Here is a 15,988-nt window from a genome sequence, read left to right as displayed (position 1 = left end):
AATGAAAATAAAGTCCATACTATTTTTACTGTGCCTAATTAATTTAACAACTGTTTCCTGTCAGTCAAAATCAGAAAAAGTTAATTTGAATATTTTAAATGAACCGAGTAGGAATGTTATAGGCAATAAACAAACATATCCCTTAAAGTATTATAGTTTCATAGACTCACTACACTCTCGCGTAGTCTTACAAGAAAACTACATTCAAGACAAATGGCAATTATTTAAAGATAAAAATTTTAAGCTAGGTTATATGGATGTTTATTTTAATAAAGAAAACGTAGTAGGTTTTAAAGGATATTTGGAAACTGACTCTAAACGTGACGCTGAAGCATTATACAAAAAGGCTTTGATATATATATCTGAAGATGAAAATTATAAACAGATTGATTTAGTATATGATGACCCTTCTATAATGATTAATGAATGGGAATTTAATGACTTTATACTGGGTATTCAATATGAAACAGGTAGTAAACAATTTGCAGTTTTAGCAATATACAAAAATGAACTGTCAACTTTTTACGATAAAATTTTTGATAGTGAATTTTTAGATTTAACTAAATTTCGTGATAAAAACTCACAAATAAAATTTAAAGAATTAAAGGTGTCACCTTCCAAAAGTGATAAAAACTTTTATAAAAAGACAATCAACGAATTAAAAAAAGAATATAATAAAAAATAACACAGATATGTATAAGCAACCCATGTATAAAGTTGAAGTAAAAGCATATTTATGTTCAATAGAAACTTTTGTAAATGAAATCCCATGTTTTTCATATTTTGATGAGCCTCAAATCGCTACTGATACTCCTATAAATAATTTAATTTTTAACTCTGGAAAACAAAAACTTAGATTCAAAATCACTCCACTTTTTAATAATGAAAAATTAAATAAAAAAACAAAAATTGAAATCAATGTTTTTGTTAAAGAATCGGATGATTTTTATTTGAAAAAACAAGTAATAAAGTCTTATGTAAATAAGGAGCCTCTTGGAGAATTACAGTGGTTCGAAGATGAGTTAAATTTTGAAGCCACAATCCCATATAACTTAGATAATAGCTTTATTAATTATTCTTTTATTAATGATGAGAAAGATAAATTGTTATCAGAGGTGTATAATCAATATGAAATTCTTACTAATTTCATCAATAAGCAGGATGTGAATAATTATAATGATTTGACAGAAATTAGATTTAATGCTTTTGTAAAAGCACATTATCTTGATGCGAGCAAGCAAAATTACTATTTAAATAAATCACTCAATTCATTTAAAGATTATAATCTCACTTTAGTGCCCAAAATCGATTATACATTAAAGTTTTGTTATGAAAACAAATTGGTTTACTTACAAAAAATAAAAAATGCACCAGGATTAATTTTAGAAGATTTGTCGTCTGGAGACGAACAATTACACTTTACGGAAAGTGCAGTTTTTTTTAAAGATAAGAACGGAAAATTAAAGTTATTTAGATAAATGCGATTGCAGTAAAATAAGAATGAATGATAAATTAAAAAGATTCTATTTCCAGCCATTTATGGTTTCTGAAGAATTAATGGATCATTATCTTACCGCATAGAACAGGACAAAAAAAATATGATTCAGTATATCTGGGATATTGACTATACCCAACGTGAATTTGATCCTTGCGGATATTCAAAAATTACAATTAAGAATAAAGAAGATGCAAGTCGCTCTCTGATTATATTTGATAAAACAAAACCAGCCAATGAGATCGATAAAACGGAACACGCATTTGCTTTCATAGCAGGCGAAAATCGAAAAGAGATAACCATTACTCTTTGATGATTTGCAGACCAAAAACCAATTTTGCCAGGGATTGCTGTTGGATGAGGGACAAAAACATACACAAGATAAAAATGTTTTTCAGGTAGATAAAGTGTATTCTGCATTTTTCAGAGGAGAAATCACAACACCAGACTCTACACATCAACAGCAGCAGAAGGACGCTGGTATTCCAACTACTGTGGAAAACAGCAAAGATACCGATGTTATTATAACCGATAATGTATCTAATCCATCTGAGGCACAACAGTGGCAGGACAGAATTGATTACAAAATTGAAAGTGATAAAGAAATTACTTTGAAACTGAGGTATTTGTATAATAAGACGGCGTTTGAAAGTTTACAAGGTTCTAATAAGACACTAAATAATGCGGTAAATTTATTTTGGGTTTTTAGATATTTTTGGTTTACAGATAGGATTGTTCAAAAATATTTCCTTCCAATTTCAACATGCAGATACCCAAACCAAATAGCAAAAATAAATGTTTATCCAGATATTGAATGGTTAATAAGTTTGAAACTAAGCTCAACAATACCCAATGTATATTCGCATACTAATATGCCATCTGGTCCCACCTATGAGCATCATCAGGAAAGAGCTATTGAAGTTGGTCAAAATAGGAGAAGACTAAATAAAGAAGTATCTTTTGAATTGGTAATTAAAGCAACGACAGACTCTGTAGAACGTTCAATCGGTATTGCTTATGAGGACAAAATTGAAATTTTATTAAAAGCTTTAATTAAAGTCAAAGAAATTTTAGATAATATTACAGGTGTTACAAGTGCTCGTAATGGAATGGCAGGAGAAATTGCAGATAGACTTCCAGGGTTTTTAGGAAAAAGTCCAATTACATTTCAATTAGATTATCCCACAATTTCAATTGACGGGGGTTGGAAATTTGGATTTGAACCTTCAAAAAAAACTGTGGAAGCCCAAGGTAAACTTGCTGTTGCTCTAACACCATTAATAAAAGGTACGGGAAAATTAGATTTAATTGCTTGTGCCGAATTTATTCCTCCAGCAAAGCCCATTATTATGGCAATTAGAACTGCTACAAAAGCAGTTGGTGTAGACATTTGGTTTAATTTATATGCGTTTGGACAGATAGATATAAGTTACACTTTTTTATTTGGTGCTATTGTGGGAGCAGAGCCTTTGAATATTGCTACAACAGTAGGCATCGGTGCTGAACTCGGAGTTAGAGCATCTGCAGAAGTGCCGAAATTGAGCTTTGGAAATGAAACCGTAGATAATATGAATATTGGTTTTGAGGCTTCTGCTAAAGGGGAAACGTCATTAATAATTTCTGGTAAACAAGGTTCTACTACAGAAGGTGTTTATATTGAACCATCAATTGGTTTTGGTGGAATGGTTGTTATAGTAACAGCAAAAGCCAGTGTATGGAAGATGGGAGTTGGATTTGAAGATAAACCATATGAATTAATAAAACCTGAGCCAGATCTTTTAAAAGATAAATTTTATATAATAAAAGCAAACAATGATAAGAAATAGTATAATTTGTCTCTTAATGATGATGTTGATTTCATCATGCAAGGGACAAGATAAAGATCAAAAGATGGAAAAAATTACGGAAGAAATAATTAGCTTAATTCATCACTATCCTACTACCCCTATGTACTCTTTACAAATGAATAAACAAGGATGTAAACTGGTAGTTGAAATGGAAAACAACGTAGATTATAGGTTAGTAGAAAATAATGGCGAGAGTATAATGATTCCCCTAAATGTAATGATAACAAGAAGTGGAAAACAAAGATTAAAAGTGAAAATTTATCCTAAAGATGGGGATCAATACCTTACCAAGTATGCACATGTGCAGATAAATATTTTTAACGCTCCTTCTAAAAACAGCTCATTAAAGGAATATGTTAAAATTGCTGAATTTATACTACCTCAAGGATTAGAAGCAAAAAAACTACCATATTATGAACAAAACGTAGATTTTAAGGCACGTGTTCCTTTCGATTATAGTGAAGAACTTAATACTGCAATGGATCTGAGTAAAATAAAAGGTATTGAAGAAAAAGTTGTAAAAAAATATAACGAAGTCAGAGAAATTTGTGAAAATTCTGATATTATCGCTTATAATAAACTCTCAATACATTCTTCTGTTCTGGTCTACAATACTACTTACACATCGGCTGAAGATATTAAAAATGGTCAGAAGTCTAATAGATTTGGTGTTGTTGAATCAAATTTAAAAAACAGAAAATTTTTACCTATAGAAAATTATATTGTACAGTTTTATGCCAATAATAAAATTGTAGCACTTTGGCAAAAGAATCATAATCCATCGCTATTTATGAATGGAGAAAATTCTACTGGTAAGATTATGGAAGGCGGAGATCCTTTATTTTTATATATGCCCGAAGGTAGTACAGAATTAAAAGCTTGGTAGTTTCATAAGTAAAAATGTGAACCTCTTTAAATATTAGCAAGAAATAATTTCTTGCTTTTTCAGCTATATGCAATCTTATATGTTTTTATGAATTTATCTATAAATAAATGGTTTTCAGTAAATAAAAAAACATTTTTCGAATTTGCAAAATTAATCGTTATTGTAATCCTAACCCCTTTTAGAAAACATTTATCTAAAAGAAGATAAAAAATAATAGAAATGAAAAAGATACTTTTATTAATACTAAGCTTTTTATTGATAATAAGTTGTAAATCCCAAGAAAAAGAAAACCCAAAGGCACTGGGTAAAAAAGATCAGAAATTTTATTTGGATAGACTGTCATTTTAATGAAAATAAAGATATTTTATTTTCAAATGTAAAATATGTAACAGGTAATATTAATGATAAGGCAACCTTATACAATATTAATAATCCAGAAAATATTTCACTCAATATTGGGGATGTAAATATTATTTTTGATTACATGCAATTTTGGATTAATATAAAAACAAATAAATTTATTTTTCTCGAGTTGGAAGCCGAAGCCGATGAAAATAAAACATCTGATATTATAAAAAATCTAAGTGAATCATTTAAAAAGATTGATTTAACTGATAAAGAAATATTAGAAGAGGATATCTCAGACAAGAATACTTTCATGTATCATAAAAACTACTTATTTAAATCAAGTAACATGTATATAAATTTGGAAACAATTGAATTTAAAGATAAAAAAGAACAAAATAGAATTCGTTTAAATTTTTATTCTTATCCATATGATGATATTCTCATTGAATCAAATCAAATAAGTGACAAAATATTAAATCAATAAAATGTATAAAAATCCTTTTTATATAGCTGAATTACAAGCTAGTAATTGTCAAGTTGAGTTATTAGTTAATGATCTGCCGTGCTTTAATCAATATACACAAAATTTTCCTTCCCAAATAGTAATAAAAGATTTGGCATGATCCAGAATAAAATATTTAGATGATGAATAATACAATAAATATATTAACCTGCACAGTATTATTTTTGTTAACGATAGCTAGTTATAGTTGCTCAAATAAATCTAACGATAATAAATTAATCATTCAAAATAAAACCCAAATTGAGAAAAATAAACACATAACTTATGCCGTGCATGTGAATGCCAAAACACCATATGAACTTTATCTCGATGATATATTGATAGATCGTTTTTATGAAAATAATATGAATCGTAGTACAGATTTAAACACTTATCTTTTAAACAATGGAACACATAAACTAAAAATTAGATATCTGCCATTGTCTGACAGTCAGGATGGTTTGTTGGATCCTAAAGATATTATATTTAATAAAGATTCGAGATGGCACATTTACTTTGTCTCGCTTAATAAGGACCCTGAAGCTCCTTTAGGATATACCAATGAAATAGATTATGGAAGTAGTGCTTTGAATATTATAACGCCACCAAAAAAAGTCCCTTTTTGGGAACAGGAATGGGATTTAGAAATAAAAGACTTACCCTATAAGTTAAAAGGATGGAGTGAAAGTGAAGATTTATCAAAGGTAAATCAAGACGAGTTGAAAAAAGAAGTTGTAGCATTCTTTGAGGAACAAAGACTTTTATTAAATGAGGGAAAGGTTGACGAATATCTACAATTGGGATTAAAAAAAGATCAGGAATTAATTGTTGCTACTTATGGAGAAGATTTAGAGTATTATAACTCACAAGAAAGAAAAAAAAATATATTAAGAGCAAAAGGAGATATGCTTCCATTAGAAAATTATACATTGGAGCTGTTTGCCAACGGAAGATTAGCAACATTAATAATAGCATCCGGACAATATAAAAATTGGTCAGCATTATTAAGTAAAAGTGAAAAAGGAAGAGTTAGCGGATGGGGAATCTTAGTACATAAGCCTAAAGGCTCATCCCAATTTGAAATTATTAGAAAATAAAACAATTTTGAAGCAGCTTTTAAATACCGGAATCAAAATCGTAGGAATTATATGTTTAATTGCTACAATCATGATCTCTATTACTGCATATACTCAAAAGATAGAAATTATACCTACTTATTTGGCTATTCTTTTTTGTGGAATTTTATTTGAAAGTTTTAGAATTTCAAATAAAAGTAAATCAATCTTTTACGTTTTATTATATGCCTATTTTATAAGTTTAATAGTTTTCTTTCCTGATCAGGGAAATGATGCTTATCATTTTGAAGAAAGAATTAAGCGATTACCGTATGTTTTATGTTTTGTCTATTTAATAATTTTAGTTGCTTCCCATAAAAAAATAATAATCCCTAGACTCACCGAAGGGGTAACCTTACTGCTTTCGGTTTCTATTATATATTGGTTATTAAGTAAGCAATTGCTAAATTTTGAAACCTGGTACTCATCAATAATAACAATAGTTACTTTATTATTATCCTTATTTTCTGTCATTAATGGATTGTTTTTGGTAAAACTTTCTAAATTAAACCGTTTAATTTTAAGTATTTGGAGTACAATTATAGTATTTGTAATAGGTGTAGATGATTTTATAGGTTTGATGGATTATATTAGTTTTGATGATCAGAATGGTTTTTCTGATTCATTTAAGATTGTTATTCAATATTTTCTTTTTGGGATGAGTAGTATTTACTTAGTTCAAAACTTTTTTTTATTATTTCTGCTCATACCATCGAAAGAAGATCAAGACAATATTTTGTTTCATGAAAACATCAGAGATCATTACGGTCGGTATTCTGAAAGTCAAGTAAAAAGACTCTTTTCTATTTTTTGCATTATATATTGTTTTGTATTTTTTTACCTAAATCATATCCTAAAAATTTTACCCATAAATACAATTATTTGGATCGTTACATTTACATTTCCAGTTGTATTAAATGTAATGATAAAAATTAACTATAAAAAAAGTGAGTTCATTGATTAATGATGGATTGGTTTGTTTGTAGAAAAAAAGATAATCAAATTATTAGATTAAAATTTTTTTTAATGTTTAACAACTTACAATTATATCCTCAATAAATAAAAAGTATCCTCAATAATTTTAACAGAACCTTCACCCCACCCTCTCAAAAATCAATTTCCATTTTAGTAAATTTGTTCAAATTAAAAATAATATATGGAAAAACCACTTATTCTGGTAACCAATGATGATGGAATTACGGCTCCCGGTATCAGAAATCTTGTAGAATTTATGAATGAAATCGGAGAAGTAATCGTGGTAGCTCCCAACTCTCCCCAAAGTGGAAAAGGTCACGCCATTACCATCAACTCTACTCTAAGTTTTGAAGAAGTACAGCTTGACGGACCTCAAAAAGATTATTCGTGTAGCGGTACTCCTGTTGACTGTGTGAAGATGGCTTTAGATAAAATTCTTCCGAGAAGACCGGATATCGTGGTTTCAGGAATTAATCACGGTGCGAATTCTTCGATTAATGTAATTTATTCAGGAACCATGTCTGCAGCGGTGGAAGGCGGTGTGGAAGGACTTCCTTCGATTGGTTTTTCACTTTTAGATTTCAGTTGGGAAGCAGATTTTACGCAGGCAAAGGAATACATTCAGAATATTGTAAGAAAAACTTTAGAAAACCCAATGCCTAAAGGTGTTGTGCTGAATGTCAACATTCCGAAACTTACCAAAGAAGAAATTAAAGGCGTGAAAATCTGTAAGCAGGCCAATGCAAAATGGGAAGAAAGTTTTGACGAAAGAATCAATCCGCACGGTAAAAAATATTACTGGTTAACAGGTTATTTCAACAATATGGATGAGTCTGAAGATGCTGACGAAACCGCTTTGGCTAACGGATATATCTCGATTGTTCCCGTTAAATTTGATATGACGGCTTATGAATATATGAATACGCTCAATGAGGTGATGAAGTTTGATTAAAAGAATTATTCTTTTGTCTTGAAATCGCAGATTCGACGTAGTCAAACAAAAGAATCAAAAATTCAAGACTTGGAATCTGAATGCTAAAAATTAAAATTTAATCCTAAAATTCCCAAAACTTGCGCGATTGAATATTGTTTCTTCGATTCAAAATTTCTACCGCGCTTCGAACAGTGGGAATTTTTTCACGGATTAAATTTTAATTTTCTTAACGCTTCAGTTTCCTATGTCGTTTCTGATTCATCACAATATAAAAATCTGTGAAATCTGCGGGAACATTTTACTTTAAGTTATTGTTCTGTGGGATTTAAAATAAAACCCTATCCTCTTTCCTCAGTTCCTCCAGATATTTAATTTTATCATCGCGGTAAAATAAATTCATCGTCTCAAACGGAATCATTTTTAAATCTTTATTCACAATGTGAACACAGGATTTCTTAATTGCCCGGACATCAAAATCATGCGCATCCATAAAATTCATAATGATGATTCTGAAAAGATTATCATAATCCAAATTCGGAGCTGAAACTTCTGGCAGACAACATAATAACTGGTTTACTTTAGGCTGAACTTTATCCACAGAAATACCGGTACTGAAAATATCCAAAAGCTGCATCTGTAACCCTTGATCCTGTTCGTAAACAATAGTGTTTTTCGTTTCGTTATTCAGAAGATCAGCAGGATTAATATATCTCGTTAAAGGAATAGTTTCACCCTCGAGCTTTAAAATATATCCCATGGCCAAAGAATCAGGATTACACGGAACAGGAATAATATCGTTACCATTCAGCAGCGGAAACTGACTTAAGATTTCCTGACGGACTTCAGTTAACGTGATTTTTTCGTGCGCTGAATCTTCACGGTTTCTTCCGGCGACCTCAACGGGCTGAAAGGTAATTCCGCGGACGCATTTCTGTTTTAAAGCAAAATCAATCAGCTTCCCAATCTCATCAATATTTTTTCCTTTCTGAAGAACAATCACGAGCGTCGTGGAAAGATTTAAATCATTCAATTTCTCCAAAGCTTTCATTCGGACGTTCGTGAGATCTTTTCCTCTGAAATCTTCCAGAACTTCAGGCTTAAAAGAATCAAACTGAAGATAAATTTCAAATTCCGGAGCGTAAGTCGCCAGCTTTTCTGCAAAACCGGGATCATTTGCGATACGGATTCCGTTGGTATTGAGCATCAAATGTTTAATAGGTTTCGTTTTGGCGATATCCATTATTTTAAAAAATTCAGGATGTATCGTTGGCTCGCCACCGCTGATCTGCACGACATCTGGCTCGCCCTCGTTCTTTACAATCGTATCAAACATGGCTTCGATCTGCTCCAAACTACGGTGACTTCCGTAATGCGGTGAAGACATTGCGTAACAGGTTGGACACGTCAGATTACATCGGTCAGTAACCTCAACAATCGACAGACAGCTGTGCTGCTCATGATCTACACACAATCCGCAGTCGTAAGGGCAGCCATATTCCACGTCAGTTCCGAAGTGAACGGGCATCTCTGATGCTTTATTGTAGTTTCTGATATTTTTATAATAATCAACATCCGAGGCAATCATCGTTTTGAAAAAGCCGTGATCCGGACATCTTTTGGTCATAAAAACCGCCTCATCTTTAATGATAATCTTCGCTCCAACCCTTTTCAGACATTCGGGACAAAGGCTTATTGTATAATCGTAATAGGTATAATTTCTTACAGGCATAATTTATTATTTAAAGTAGTCCGCCACAGACCATTCCGCTTATAATCAGAATAAGAAGGGCTGCTATTGCAATAGTCTGCCAAAACTGCTTTGAAGAAAATTCTTGCTTTCTCCAATGAAAAATACCTTCTGTAATTTTTGCAATGACAAAAGATATGAAAAAAACGATGGCTCCTCCCATCAAAAGAAGCATCAAAATTCCAAAGATGATTTCCATTTAAATTTTTTACATTCCACCACAAACAGCTCCGCTTATCAATCCGCAAATCAACATTGAAATAAGTACGGTTGTCCAAAATTTACTTTTAGAAAATTTTCGTCCGTCTTTACTTTCGTAAATAAGTTTTGCAAAAACGGCAACGACCAATGATACAACGAAAGCTACAGCAAGAATCATCAGAATGATCATGGCGACCAATCCTTCTAAACCACCAACTTCCAGGAGTGTCAGCATTTTCATAATGTAACTGTGTTTTTAGGTTTAATTAAATTTCTCTCCGTTTTTAATACATAAATATAATAAATAATCATTAAAAGACACACCAGTTGAATCGTTCCGAGATTTCCAATGATGTGAATTTTAGGTTTAATAAAATCTAAAAGAAATCTGAATGAAAAATAACTCAGCATAAACATTTTGAAGAGAAATCCGGAAACATATTTGTTTTTCCGGGCAATCATTTTCAGTTCGAACCAAATAAAAAGTAAAAATGCGATCTCATAAAGTGCTACAGGATGTCTCAGATATTCATCACCGAGATGCATTCCGAAGATTGAGGTTGTTGGTAAGCCATAGGTTTCTTCATGAACGCCTGTCAGAAAACAGCCTATTCTTCCGATGATCATGGCTAAAATCAAAGGATAAACAATTAAATCTCCTGTACTTTCTTTATGACCGACAATCTTTTTTGCCAGTTCCACTCCAATCAAGCCAAACGCTAAACCGCCGACGATGGTATTATTGGTCCAGAATCTTTGAAAGTTGAAATCACTGAAAAAAACATGAGGATTTTCAAGATTTCCGATGAGTTTTGAGCCAATCAGAGCGCCTGCAGTTGCACCGATCAAAACCGCTGCAGAAGTGTTGAAAGACAGTTTTTCGGATGATTTTCTTTTTAAATAAAAATAAAAACGCATTCCGAGAAAAATCCCTACCGTTTCAAACACGGGATGTGCCAGAATTGTTTTGCCAAAAATGTGAAAAGTAACAGGGAAATCCATCTGACCAAAAGTAGTATATTTAAGGTAAATTATTAATTTTAATATTTAAATAAAAATAAATTTCACCAAAATGCGAATAGAAAATGATATAAAGCTGGGTTTTAAAGACGTTATGTTCAGACCGAAGCGTTCAACCTTAAAATCCCGCTCAGAAGTTGATCTGGAAAGAGAATTTACTTTTCTTCATACCCAAAAAAAATGGAAAGGAACCCCAATTATCGCTGCCAATATGGATACGGTGGGCACTTTTGAAATGGCTGTGGAGCTGGCAAAAGACAAAATTATCACTGCTGTACACAAACATTACACCGTGGAAGAGTGGTCGGAATTCCTTGAAAATCAAGACACAAGCATTCATCAGTACATTGCATTAAGTACCGGAACTGGGAAAGCTGACGAGGAAAAGATTAAAAAAATTCTTGATAAGCATCCGCAGATTGAATTTCTGTGTATTGATGTTGCCAACGGATATTCAGAACACTTTGTGCAGTTTGTAAAGAAGGCAAGACAGGATTTTCCTGATAAAATCATTATTGCGGGTAATGTAGTGACCGGTGAAATGGTGGAAGAACTGCTTTTGGTAGGTGCAGACATCATCAAAGTAGGAATCGGGCCGGGATCGGTCTGTACTACGAGAGTGAAAACCGGTGTTGGTTATCCCCAACTTTCCGCTATAATTGAATGTTCTGATGCCGCTCACGGTTTGAAAGGTCATATCATCGCAGACGGTGGCTGCAAAGTTCCGGGTGATGTTGCCAAAGCTTTCGGTGGCGGAGCAGATTTTGTAATGCTCGGAGGAATGCTTGCCGGACATGAAGAAAGTGGTGGCGAGATGATTGAAGAAGACGGTAAAAAATTCAAACTTTTTTATGGTATGAGTTCTAAAACAGCAATGGATAAACACGCCGGAGGTGTAGCCGAATACCGTGCCTCGGAAGGCAAGACTGTGAAGATAAAATACAAAGGAAATGTATCTGAAACCGTAAAGGATATTTTGGGTGGAGTGAGATCAACCTGCACTTATGTGGGTGCCTCCACGTTGAAAGAATTGTCAAAAAGGACGACTTTTATCAGAGTTCAGGAGCAGGAAAATCAGGTTTTTAATGATTAAATTCTGAAAAATCAGGATTAATTATAAAGTTTATATATACTTTAAGACTATCTTCAAACCCTCATCAATAAAGCATTTACAAAAGTAGAGGGCAACTTGCGGGCTGGATTTTTTGCCCTTTTTAATATTTATCCATCTATTTGCATTATCAAATCAGTGAAAACTGAATGATACACAAATGATGGAGAACAACAAGCTCCGGATACTTTTTCTTTTGGAATAAAGTATTCGGATTTTTCATGTTTTTAAATTTGAATTTGCAGACAAAAATCACAGTTATCAAAGCTGTATTTCTGTGTAAAAATAAAGTGCAGGCTCAAAAGATCTTCTGACCTTTCTCCTATTTTTTTCTGCAGAACCTTATTCTCAATTTACTCTGGAGATTTTCTGTTTTTAAAAATTTATTCTTTAAATCCGCAATTGCAGGAATAAATTACAACCTCATACAGTGAAGCTTTTATTTTCAGAAAAAAATTTCATTTTAGAATATTTAGGCATAATTAATTATGATCAGTTTTCTTTAAAATAGAAAATCAAGCATCTTTCCAACTATTTCAGACTTTCCGAAAAAAATCTCTAATTTTATACTACAATCAGTGAATAAGGCATAATTATTTATACCTAAATTAAAATTAATCCGGACAAAAAAAGGTCCTTATCAACTGTCAAACTAATAACGTGATCTTTATTTGACAGTAAAATCTAAAGGTTGGAACTCAATTTGTTTATGCGATTGACTAATTTAATTATTTAAAAATCAGTATTAAAAAATGGATTATAAAAAATCCTTTCATAACATATTTTACATTTTTCTATTTCTGTGGAGCGGATTTTTATTTTCCCAAAAAAATGAAAAACAAAATCATATTGATCGGCTGATTAATACAACCAATCAACTGTATCTGGACGGTAAAACCGAAAATTTTCTGGCAACGTCAAAAGAAATTATTTCCCTGTCTGAGAGTATGAAGTACGAGAAAGGTATCGCCTATGGTTACTATTATTTATCCGCTTATTACTATGACATCGCCGAGTTCAGAGAGAGCATTCATCAGGTAAAAAAAGCGCAGGAATTTAAAGATTATCTGGCAAAAGATAAAACGCTGGCAGCCAGAATTTCGGCCATGCTTGGAGGAAATTACCTGCTTTTGGAGCTGTACACACTGTCTTCAAAAAATTACAGAAACGCACTCAGAGTCTTAGCAGGAAAATCCGGCAAAAACACCATAGATTCACTTACAGAGAGTTCGGCATACTCGAATATGAGTTACCTTTTTCATAATATTAACCTGCAGGATTCCATGTATTTTTATCTGAACAGGGAAAATTCGATCCTGAAAAAGATTAAATTTAAAGATGCATACGTCGAAAAAGGATGCTCATGTTTAGGCTTTGGAAACTACCATTCTACCCAAAATAAAACTGATTCTGCGGTATATTATTACACTAAATCTTTAGCTTTTTTTGCAGGTAAAAAACATCCATGCAAAATAGAATCCCTGATTGGCCTCGGCAATCTTCTCACTCAACAGCATGACTACGAAAAAGCACATGAATATTACAATTCTGCGCTTCAGAACTTCGAAAACAACAGCTTTCCGGACATCCAGAGTGAACTGTACAAAAAAATCTCAGAACTTTATATAGCGCAAGGCAACGCAACAGAAGGAAAAAAATATCAGGATTTGTACCTGACATCACATAAAAAGCTTGATTCTCAAAAGAAAAAAGAACGGGATTTTGCCCTGAATGAGGCAATGAACGAAGAGAAAGCATTGCACGATGCGGAGGATAAGAAAAATCGGAAAATTACCTTTATAATAGTTTTTGTATTAATCCTAATCACTCTTTTTATTATTTATCTGCTGAAAAAATCAAAATCAAAAAACGAGAAAGTATTAGAAATTACAAAAAAATTACAGACTGAAAAAGTAATCACAGAGAGGGAAAAAGACAGTTTGAAGATGCAGCTGAGTGATGCTTACGAAGAAGTACGGAAACTGGCCAGAGAGAACAGTCCTGAATTTTTCATAAGATTTCAGGAAGTTTATCCACATTTCAGAATAAAAATGCTGGAAATCAATCCTAAATTTAAGGTTTCTGAACTTACTTTCGGTGCTTATATTTATTTGGGTTATAACACAAAGGAAATTGCAGATTATACGTTTAAGGCAGTAAAAACAATTGAAAATAACCGGTACAATTTCAGAAAAAAACTGGGAATTTCTCCCGATAAAGATCTGTCGGTCTGGCTGAGGAACTTTATCGATTCTGAGTAGAAAAAATCCCTTTCACCAAATTGATGAAAGGGATTGTATTTTTGATTAAATCTTTCTTACGTTAACATTCCACCGTCAACATTCAGAACCTGACCGGAAATATAAGATGACATTTCACTCCCGAAGAATACGCACGCGTTGGCAACATCTTCCGGCTGTCCGCCTCTCTTCAACGGAATTCCGTCTCTCCAGCCCTGAACGGTTTTTTCATCTAAAGCTGCAGTCATTTCAGTTTCGATAAATCCTGGAGCAATGGCATTGCAACGGATGTTTCTTGAGCCCAGTTCTAAAGCGATAGATTTTGTGAAACCAATAACTCCTGCTTTAGAAGCGGCATAATTTGCCTGTCCTGCGTTACCTTTCACACCAACTACAGAAGTCATGTTGATGATAGAGCCTGATTTAGCCTTCATCATCGGCTTAATCACCGCTTTGGTAAGGTTGAATACAGAATCTAAATTTACTTTGATAATCGTGTCCCAATCGTCTTTAGACATTCTCATCAACAGATTATCTTTGGTGATCCCTGCGTTGTTGATCAAAATATCGATTTTACCAAACTCCGCCATCACATCTTCTACCAGTTTCTGTGCAGCATCATAATCTGATGCATCAGACTGATAACCTTTAATCTGAGTAACAGAACTTAAAGCAGTTTCCAATTCTTTCGCTTTTTCTACAGATCCGGCATAGGTAAAAGCTACTTTCGCTCCCTGCTGAGCAAAAATTTCAGCAATTCCCTTCCCGATTCCTCTTGTAGCTCCGGTAATTAGTGCTACTTTTCCTTCTAATAGTTTCATTATAGTAATATTATTTTTCTAAGTTTTTGTATTTATTTGTAGAAGTTTTCTGTGTGGGTTCTTCCTCCGTGCCGGCCGCGTTATTCACAATCAGCACAATTTCTCCTTTTAAAGTTTTGCTTTTGGAAAATTCAATTAATTCATTGATTGTTCCCCGTTTAGTTTCTTCAAATTTTTTCGAAATCTCTCTGCTTAAACTTGCTTTGGTTTCTTCACCGAAAAATTCTTTTATCTGTTCTAAAGTCGTATTGATTTTATGCGGACTTTCATACAGAACAATTGTTTTTTTCTCTTCTGCCAGTTGTTTTAACTTGGTCTGTCTTCCTTTTTTCTGTGGAAGAAAACCGGCAAACAGAAATTCATTGTTCGGCAGACCAGACACCACAAGGGCTGGAATTAAAGCCGTTGCACCTGGCAGACAAATCATTTCAATAGTGTGATCTGATCCCGCTTTTGCCAAAAGATAACCGGGATCTGAAATCCCCGGTGTTCCCGCATCGGTTATAATCGCAATATTCTGACCGTTTTTAAGGTCTGCAATTACTTTTTCAGTGGCCTGATGCTCATTGTGAAGATGATAGGATTTTAAAGGTTTCGATATTTCGTAATGTTTCAGTAAAATTCCCGAGGTTCGGGTATCTTCACACAAAATATAATCTACATCCTTCAGTGTCTTGATTGCTCTGAAAGTCATATCCTCAAGGTTCCCGACCGGTGTGGGAACAAAATACAGTATTCCGCTCAAA

At 32.8% G+C, this 15,988-nt stretch carries 17 protein-coding genes; 11 read left to right on the top strand and 6 right to left on the bottom strand.

The genetic code is table 11. The features are described from left to right. Position 1: 1 nt before the first annotated feature. From IC610_RS11850 to surE, 9 genes are all read left to right on the top strand, one after another. Entirely contained in the window at positions 2-685 is a 684-nt protein-coding gene (locus tag IC610_RS11850) for a hypothetical protein (RefSeq protein WP_191737044.1), read from the top strand. Positions 686-692: 7 nt separating this feature from the next. After that, the gene (locus tag IC610_RS11845) at positions 693-1,478 is read left to right on the top strand and encodes a hypothetical protein (protein WP_191737043.1); all 786 of its coding nucleotides are present in this window, start codon (positions 693-695) and stop codon (positions 1,476-1,478) included. Between the two features lie 120 nt (positions 1,479-1,598). Then, positions 1,599-1,808: a hypothetical protein gene (locus IC610_RS11840; protein ID WP_191737042.1), complete on the top strand. Its 210-nt coding sequence runs from the start codon at positions 1,599-1,601 to the stop codon at positions 1,806-1,808. 4 nt (positions 1,809-1,812) lie between these two features. After that, positions 1,813-3,321: a hypothetical protein gene (locus IC610_RS11835; protein ID WP_191737041.1), complete on the top strand. Its 1,509-nt coding sequence runs from the start codon at positions 1,813-1,815 to the stop codon at positions 3,319-3,321. 64 nt (positions 3,322-3,385) lie between these two features. Then, on the top strand, positions 3,386-4,228 hold the full coding sequence (locus IC610_RS11830) for a hypothetical protein (protein WP_191737040.1): 843 nt from the start codon (positions 3,386-3,388) through the stop codon (positions 4,226-4,228). A gap of 532 nt (positions 4,229-4,760) precedes the next feature. Continuing rightward, a complete protein-coding gene (locus IC610_RS11825; protein ID WP_191737039.1) occupies positions 4,761-5,060 on the top strand; it encodes a hypothetical protein in 300 nt (99 codons plus the stop codon). 161 nt (positions 5,061-5,221) lie between these two features. Continuing rightward, positions 5,222-6,175: a hypothetical protein gene (locus IC610_RS11820; protein ID WP_191737038.1), complete on the top strand. Its 954-nt coding sequence runs from the start codon at positions 5,222-5,224 to the stop codon at positions 6,173-6,175. Beyond that, the gene (locus tag IC610_RS11815; protein ID WP_191737037.1) at positions 6,156-7,157 is read left to right on the top strand and encodes a hypothetical protein; all 1,002 of its coding nucleotides are present in this window, start codon (positions 6,156-6,158) and stop codon (positions 7,155-7,157) included. The genes IC610_RS11820 and IC610_RS11815 overlap by 20 nt, the downstream gene beginning before the upstream one ends. A gap of 192 nt (positions 7,158-7,349) precedes the next feature. After that, entirely contained in the window at positions 7,350-8,120 is a 771-nt protein-coding gene (gene surE, locus IC610_RS11810) for a 5'/3'-nucleotidase SurE (protein ID WP_191737036.1), read from the top strand. 307 nt (positions 8,121-8,427) lie between these two features. On the opposite strand, the gene IC610_RS11805 is transcribed toward surE, so the two are convergent. Genes IC610_RS11805 through IC610_RS11790 form a run of 4 tightly spaced genes read right to left on the bottom strand, consistent with a single transcriptional unit; the run spans position 8,428 to position 11,052 of the window. Then, on the bottom strand, positions 8,428-9,831 hold the full coding sequence (locus IC610_RS11805; protein WP_191737035.1) for a radical SAM protein: 1,404 nt from the start codon (positions 9,829-9,831) through the stop codon (positions 8,428-8,430). 10 nt (positions 9,832-9,841) lie between these two features. Next, complete coding sequence (locus tag IC610_RS11800) at positions 9,842-10,048, bottom strand: hypothetical protein (protein WP_191737034.1); 207 nt, start codon at positions 10,046-10,048, stop codon at positions 9,842-9,844. Positions 10,049-10,057: 9 nt separating this feature from the next. Beyond that, positions 10,058-10,291, bottom strand: coding sequence for a hypothetical protein (locus tag IC610_RS11795; RefSeq protein ID WP_194698920.1), 234 nt, complete (start codon positions 10,289-10,291; stop codon positions 10,058-10,060). Next, complete coding sequence (locus IC610_RS11790) at positions 10,288-11,052, bottom strand: prolipoprotein diacylglyceryl transferase (RefSeq protein WP_191737033.1); 765 nt, start codon at positions 11,050-11,052, stop codon at positions 10,288-10,290. The genes IC610_RS11795 and IC610_RS11790 overlap by 4 nt, the downstream gene beginning before the upstream one ends. Positions 11,053-11,122: 70 nt before the next feature. Here IC610_RS11790 and IC610_RS11785 point away from each other — a divergent pair, with 70 nt between their 5' ends. Further along, positions 11,123-12,163 carry a GMP reductase gene (locus IC610_RS11785; RefSeq protein ID WP_191737032.1) on the top strand — a complete coding sequence of 347 codons (1,041 nt, stop codon included), beginning with the start codon at positions 11,123-11,125 and terminating at the stop codon, positions 12,161-12,163. Between the two features lie 770 nt (positions 12,164-12,933). After that, the gene (locus IC610_RS11780; protein WP_191737031.1) at positions 12,934-14,442 is read left to right on the top strand and encodes a tetratricopeptide repeat protein; all 1,509 of its coding nucleotides are present in this window, start codon (positions 12,934-12,936) and stop codon (positions 14,440-14,442) included. A gap of 56 nt (positions 14,443-14,498) precedes the next feature. Here IC610_RS11780 and fabG read toward each other — a convergent pair whose 3' ends face one another. Together fabG and rsmI are read right to left on the bottom strand one after the other, a co-directional pair. Next, a complete protein-coding gene (fabG, locus tag IC610_RS11775) occupies positions 14,499-15,242 on the bottom strand; it encodes a 3-oxoacyl-[acyl-carrier-protein] reductase (protein WP_056083134.1) in 744 nt (247 codons plus the stop codon). A gap of 10 nt (positions 15,243-15,252) precedes the next feature. Further along, entirely contained in the window at positions 15,253-15,987 is a 735-nt protein-coding gene (rsmI, locus tag IC610_RS11770) for a 16S rRNA (cytidine(1402)-2'-O)-methyltransferase (protein ID WP_228462914.1), read from the bottom strand. Position 15,988 lies beyond the last annotated feature (1 nt).

The organism is Chryseobacterium caseinilyticum, assembly GCF_014837145.1.
GTDB classification, from domain to species: domain Bacteria; phylum Bacteroidota; class Bacteroidia; order Flavobacteriales; family Weeksellaceae; genus Chryseobacterium; species Chryseobacterium caseinilyticum.
This window is presented reverse-complemented; position numbering and strand designations above follow the sequence as displayed.

Excerpts from the sequence above, each read along its gene's own strand:
- IC610_RS11790 (WP_191737033.1), bottom strand. The coding sequence starts at position 11,052 with ATGGATTTCCCTGTTACTTTTCACATTTTTGGCAAAACAATTCTGGCA.
- IC610_RS11840 (WP_191737042.1), top strand. The coding sequence starts at position 1,599 with ATGATTCAGTATATCTGGGATATTGACTATACCCAACGTGAATTTGAT.
- IC610_RS11820 (WP_191737038.1), top strand. The coding sequence starts at position 5,222 with ATGAATAATACAATAAATATATTAACCTGCACAGTATTATTTTTGTTA.
- IC610_RS11800 (WP_191737034.1), bottom strand. The coding sequence starts at position 10,048 with ATGGAAATCATCTTTGGAATTTTGATGCTTCTTTTGATGGGAGGAGCC.
- IC610_RS11805 (WP_191737035.1), bottom strand. The coding sequence starts at position 9,831 with ATGCCTGTAAGAAATTATACCTATTACGATTATACAATAAGCCTTTGT.
- fabG (WP_056083134.1), bottom strand. The coding sequence starts at position 15,242 with ATGAAACTATTAGAAGGAAAAGTAGCACTAATTACCGGAGCTACAAGA.
- IC610_RS11830 (WP_191737040.1), top strand. The coding sequence starts at position 3,386 with ATGGAAAAAATTACGGAAGAAATAATTAGCTTAATTCATCACTATCCT.
- IC610_RS11850 (WP_191737044.1), top strand. The coding sequence starts at position 2 with ATGAAAATAAAGTCCATACTATTTTTACTGTGCCTAATTAATTTAACA.
- IC610_RS11785 (WP_191737032.1), top strand. The coding sequence starts at position 11,123 with ATGCGAATAGAAAATGATATAAAGCTGGGTTTTAAAGACGTTATGTTC.
- surE (WP_191737036.1), top strand. The coding sequence starts at position 7,350 with ATGGAAAAACCACTTATTCTGGTAACCAATGATGATGGAATTACGGCT.
- IC610_RS11845 (WP_191737043.1), top strand. The coding sequence starts at position 693 with ATGTATAAGCAACCCATGTATAAAGTTGAAGTAAAAGCATATTTATGT.
- IC610_RS11780 (WP_191737031.1), top strand. The coding sequence starts at position 12,934 with ATGGATTATAAAAAATCCTTTCATAACATATTTTACATTTTTCTATTT.
- IC610_RS11795 (WP_194698920.1), bottom strand. The coding sequence starts at position 10,291 with ATGAAAATGCTGACACTCCTGGAAGTTGGTGGTTTAGAAGGATTGGTC.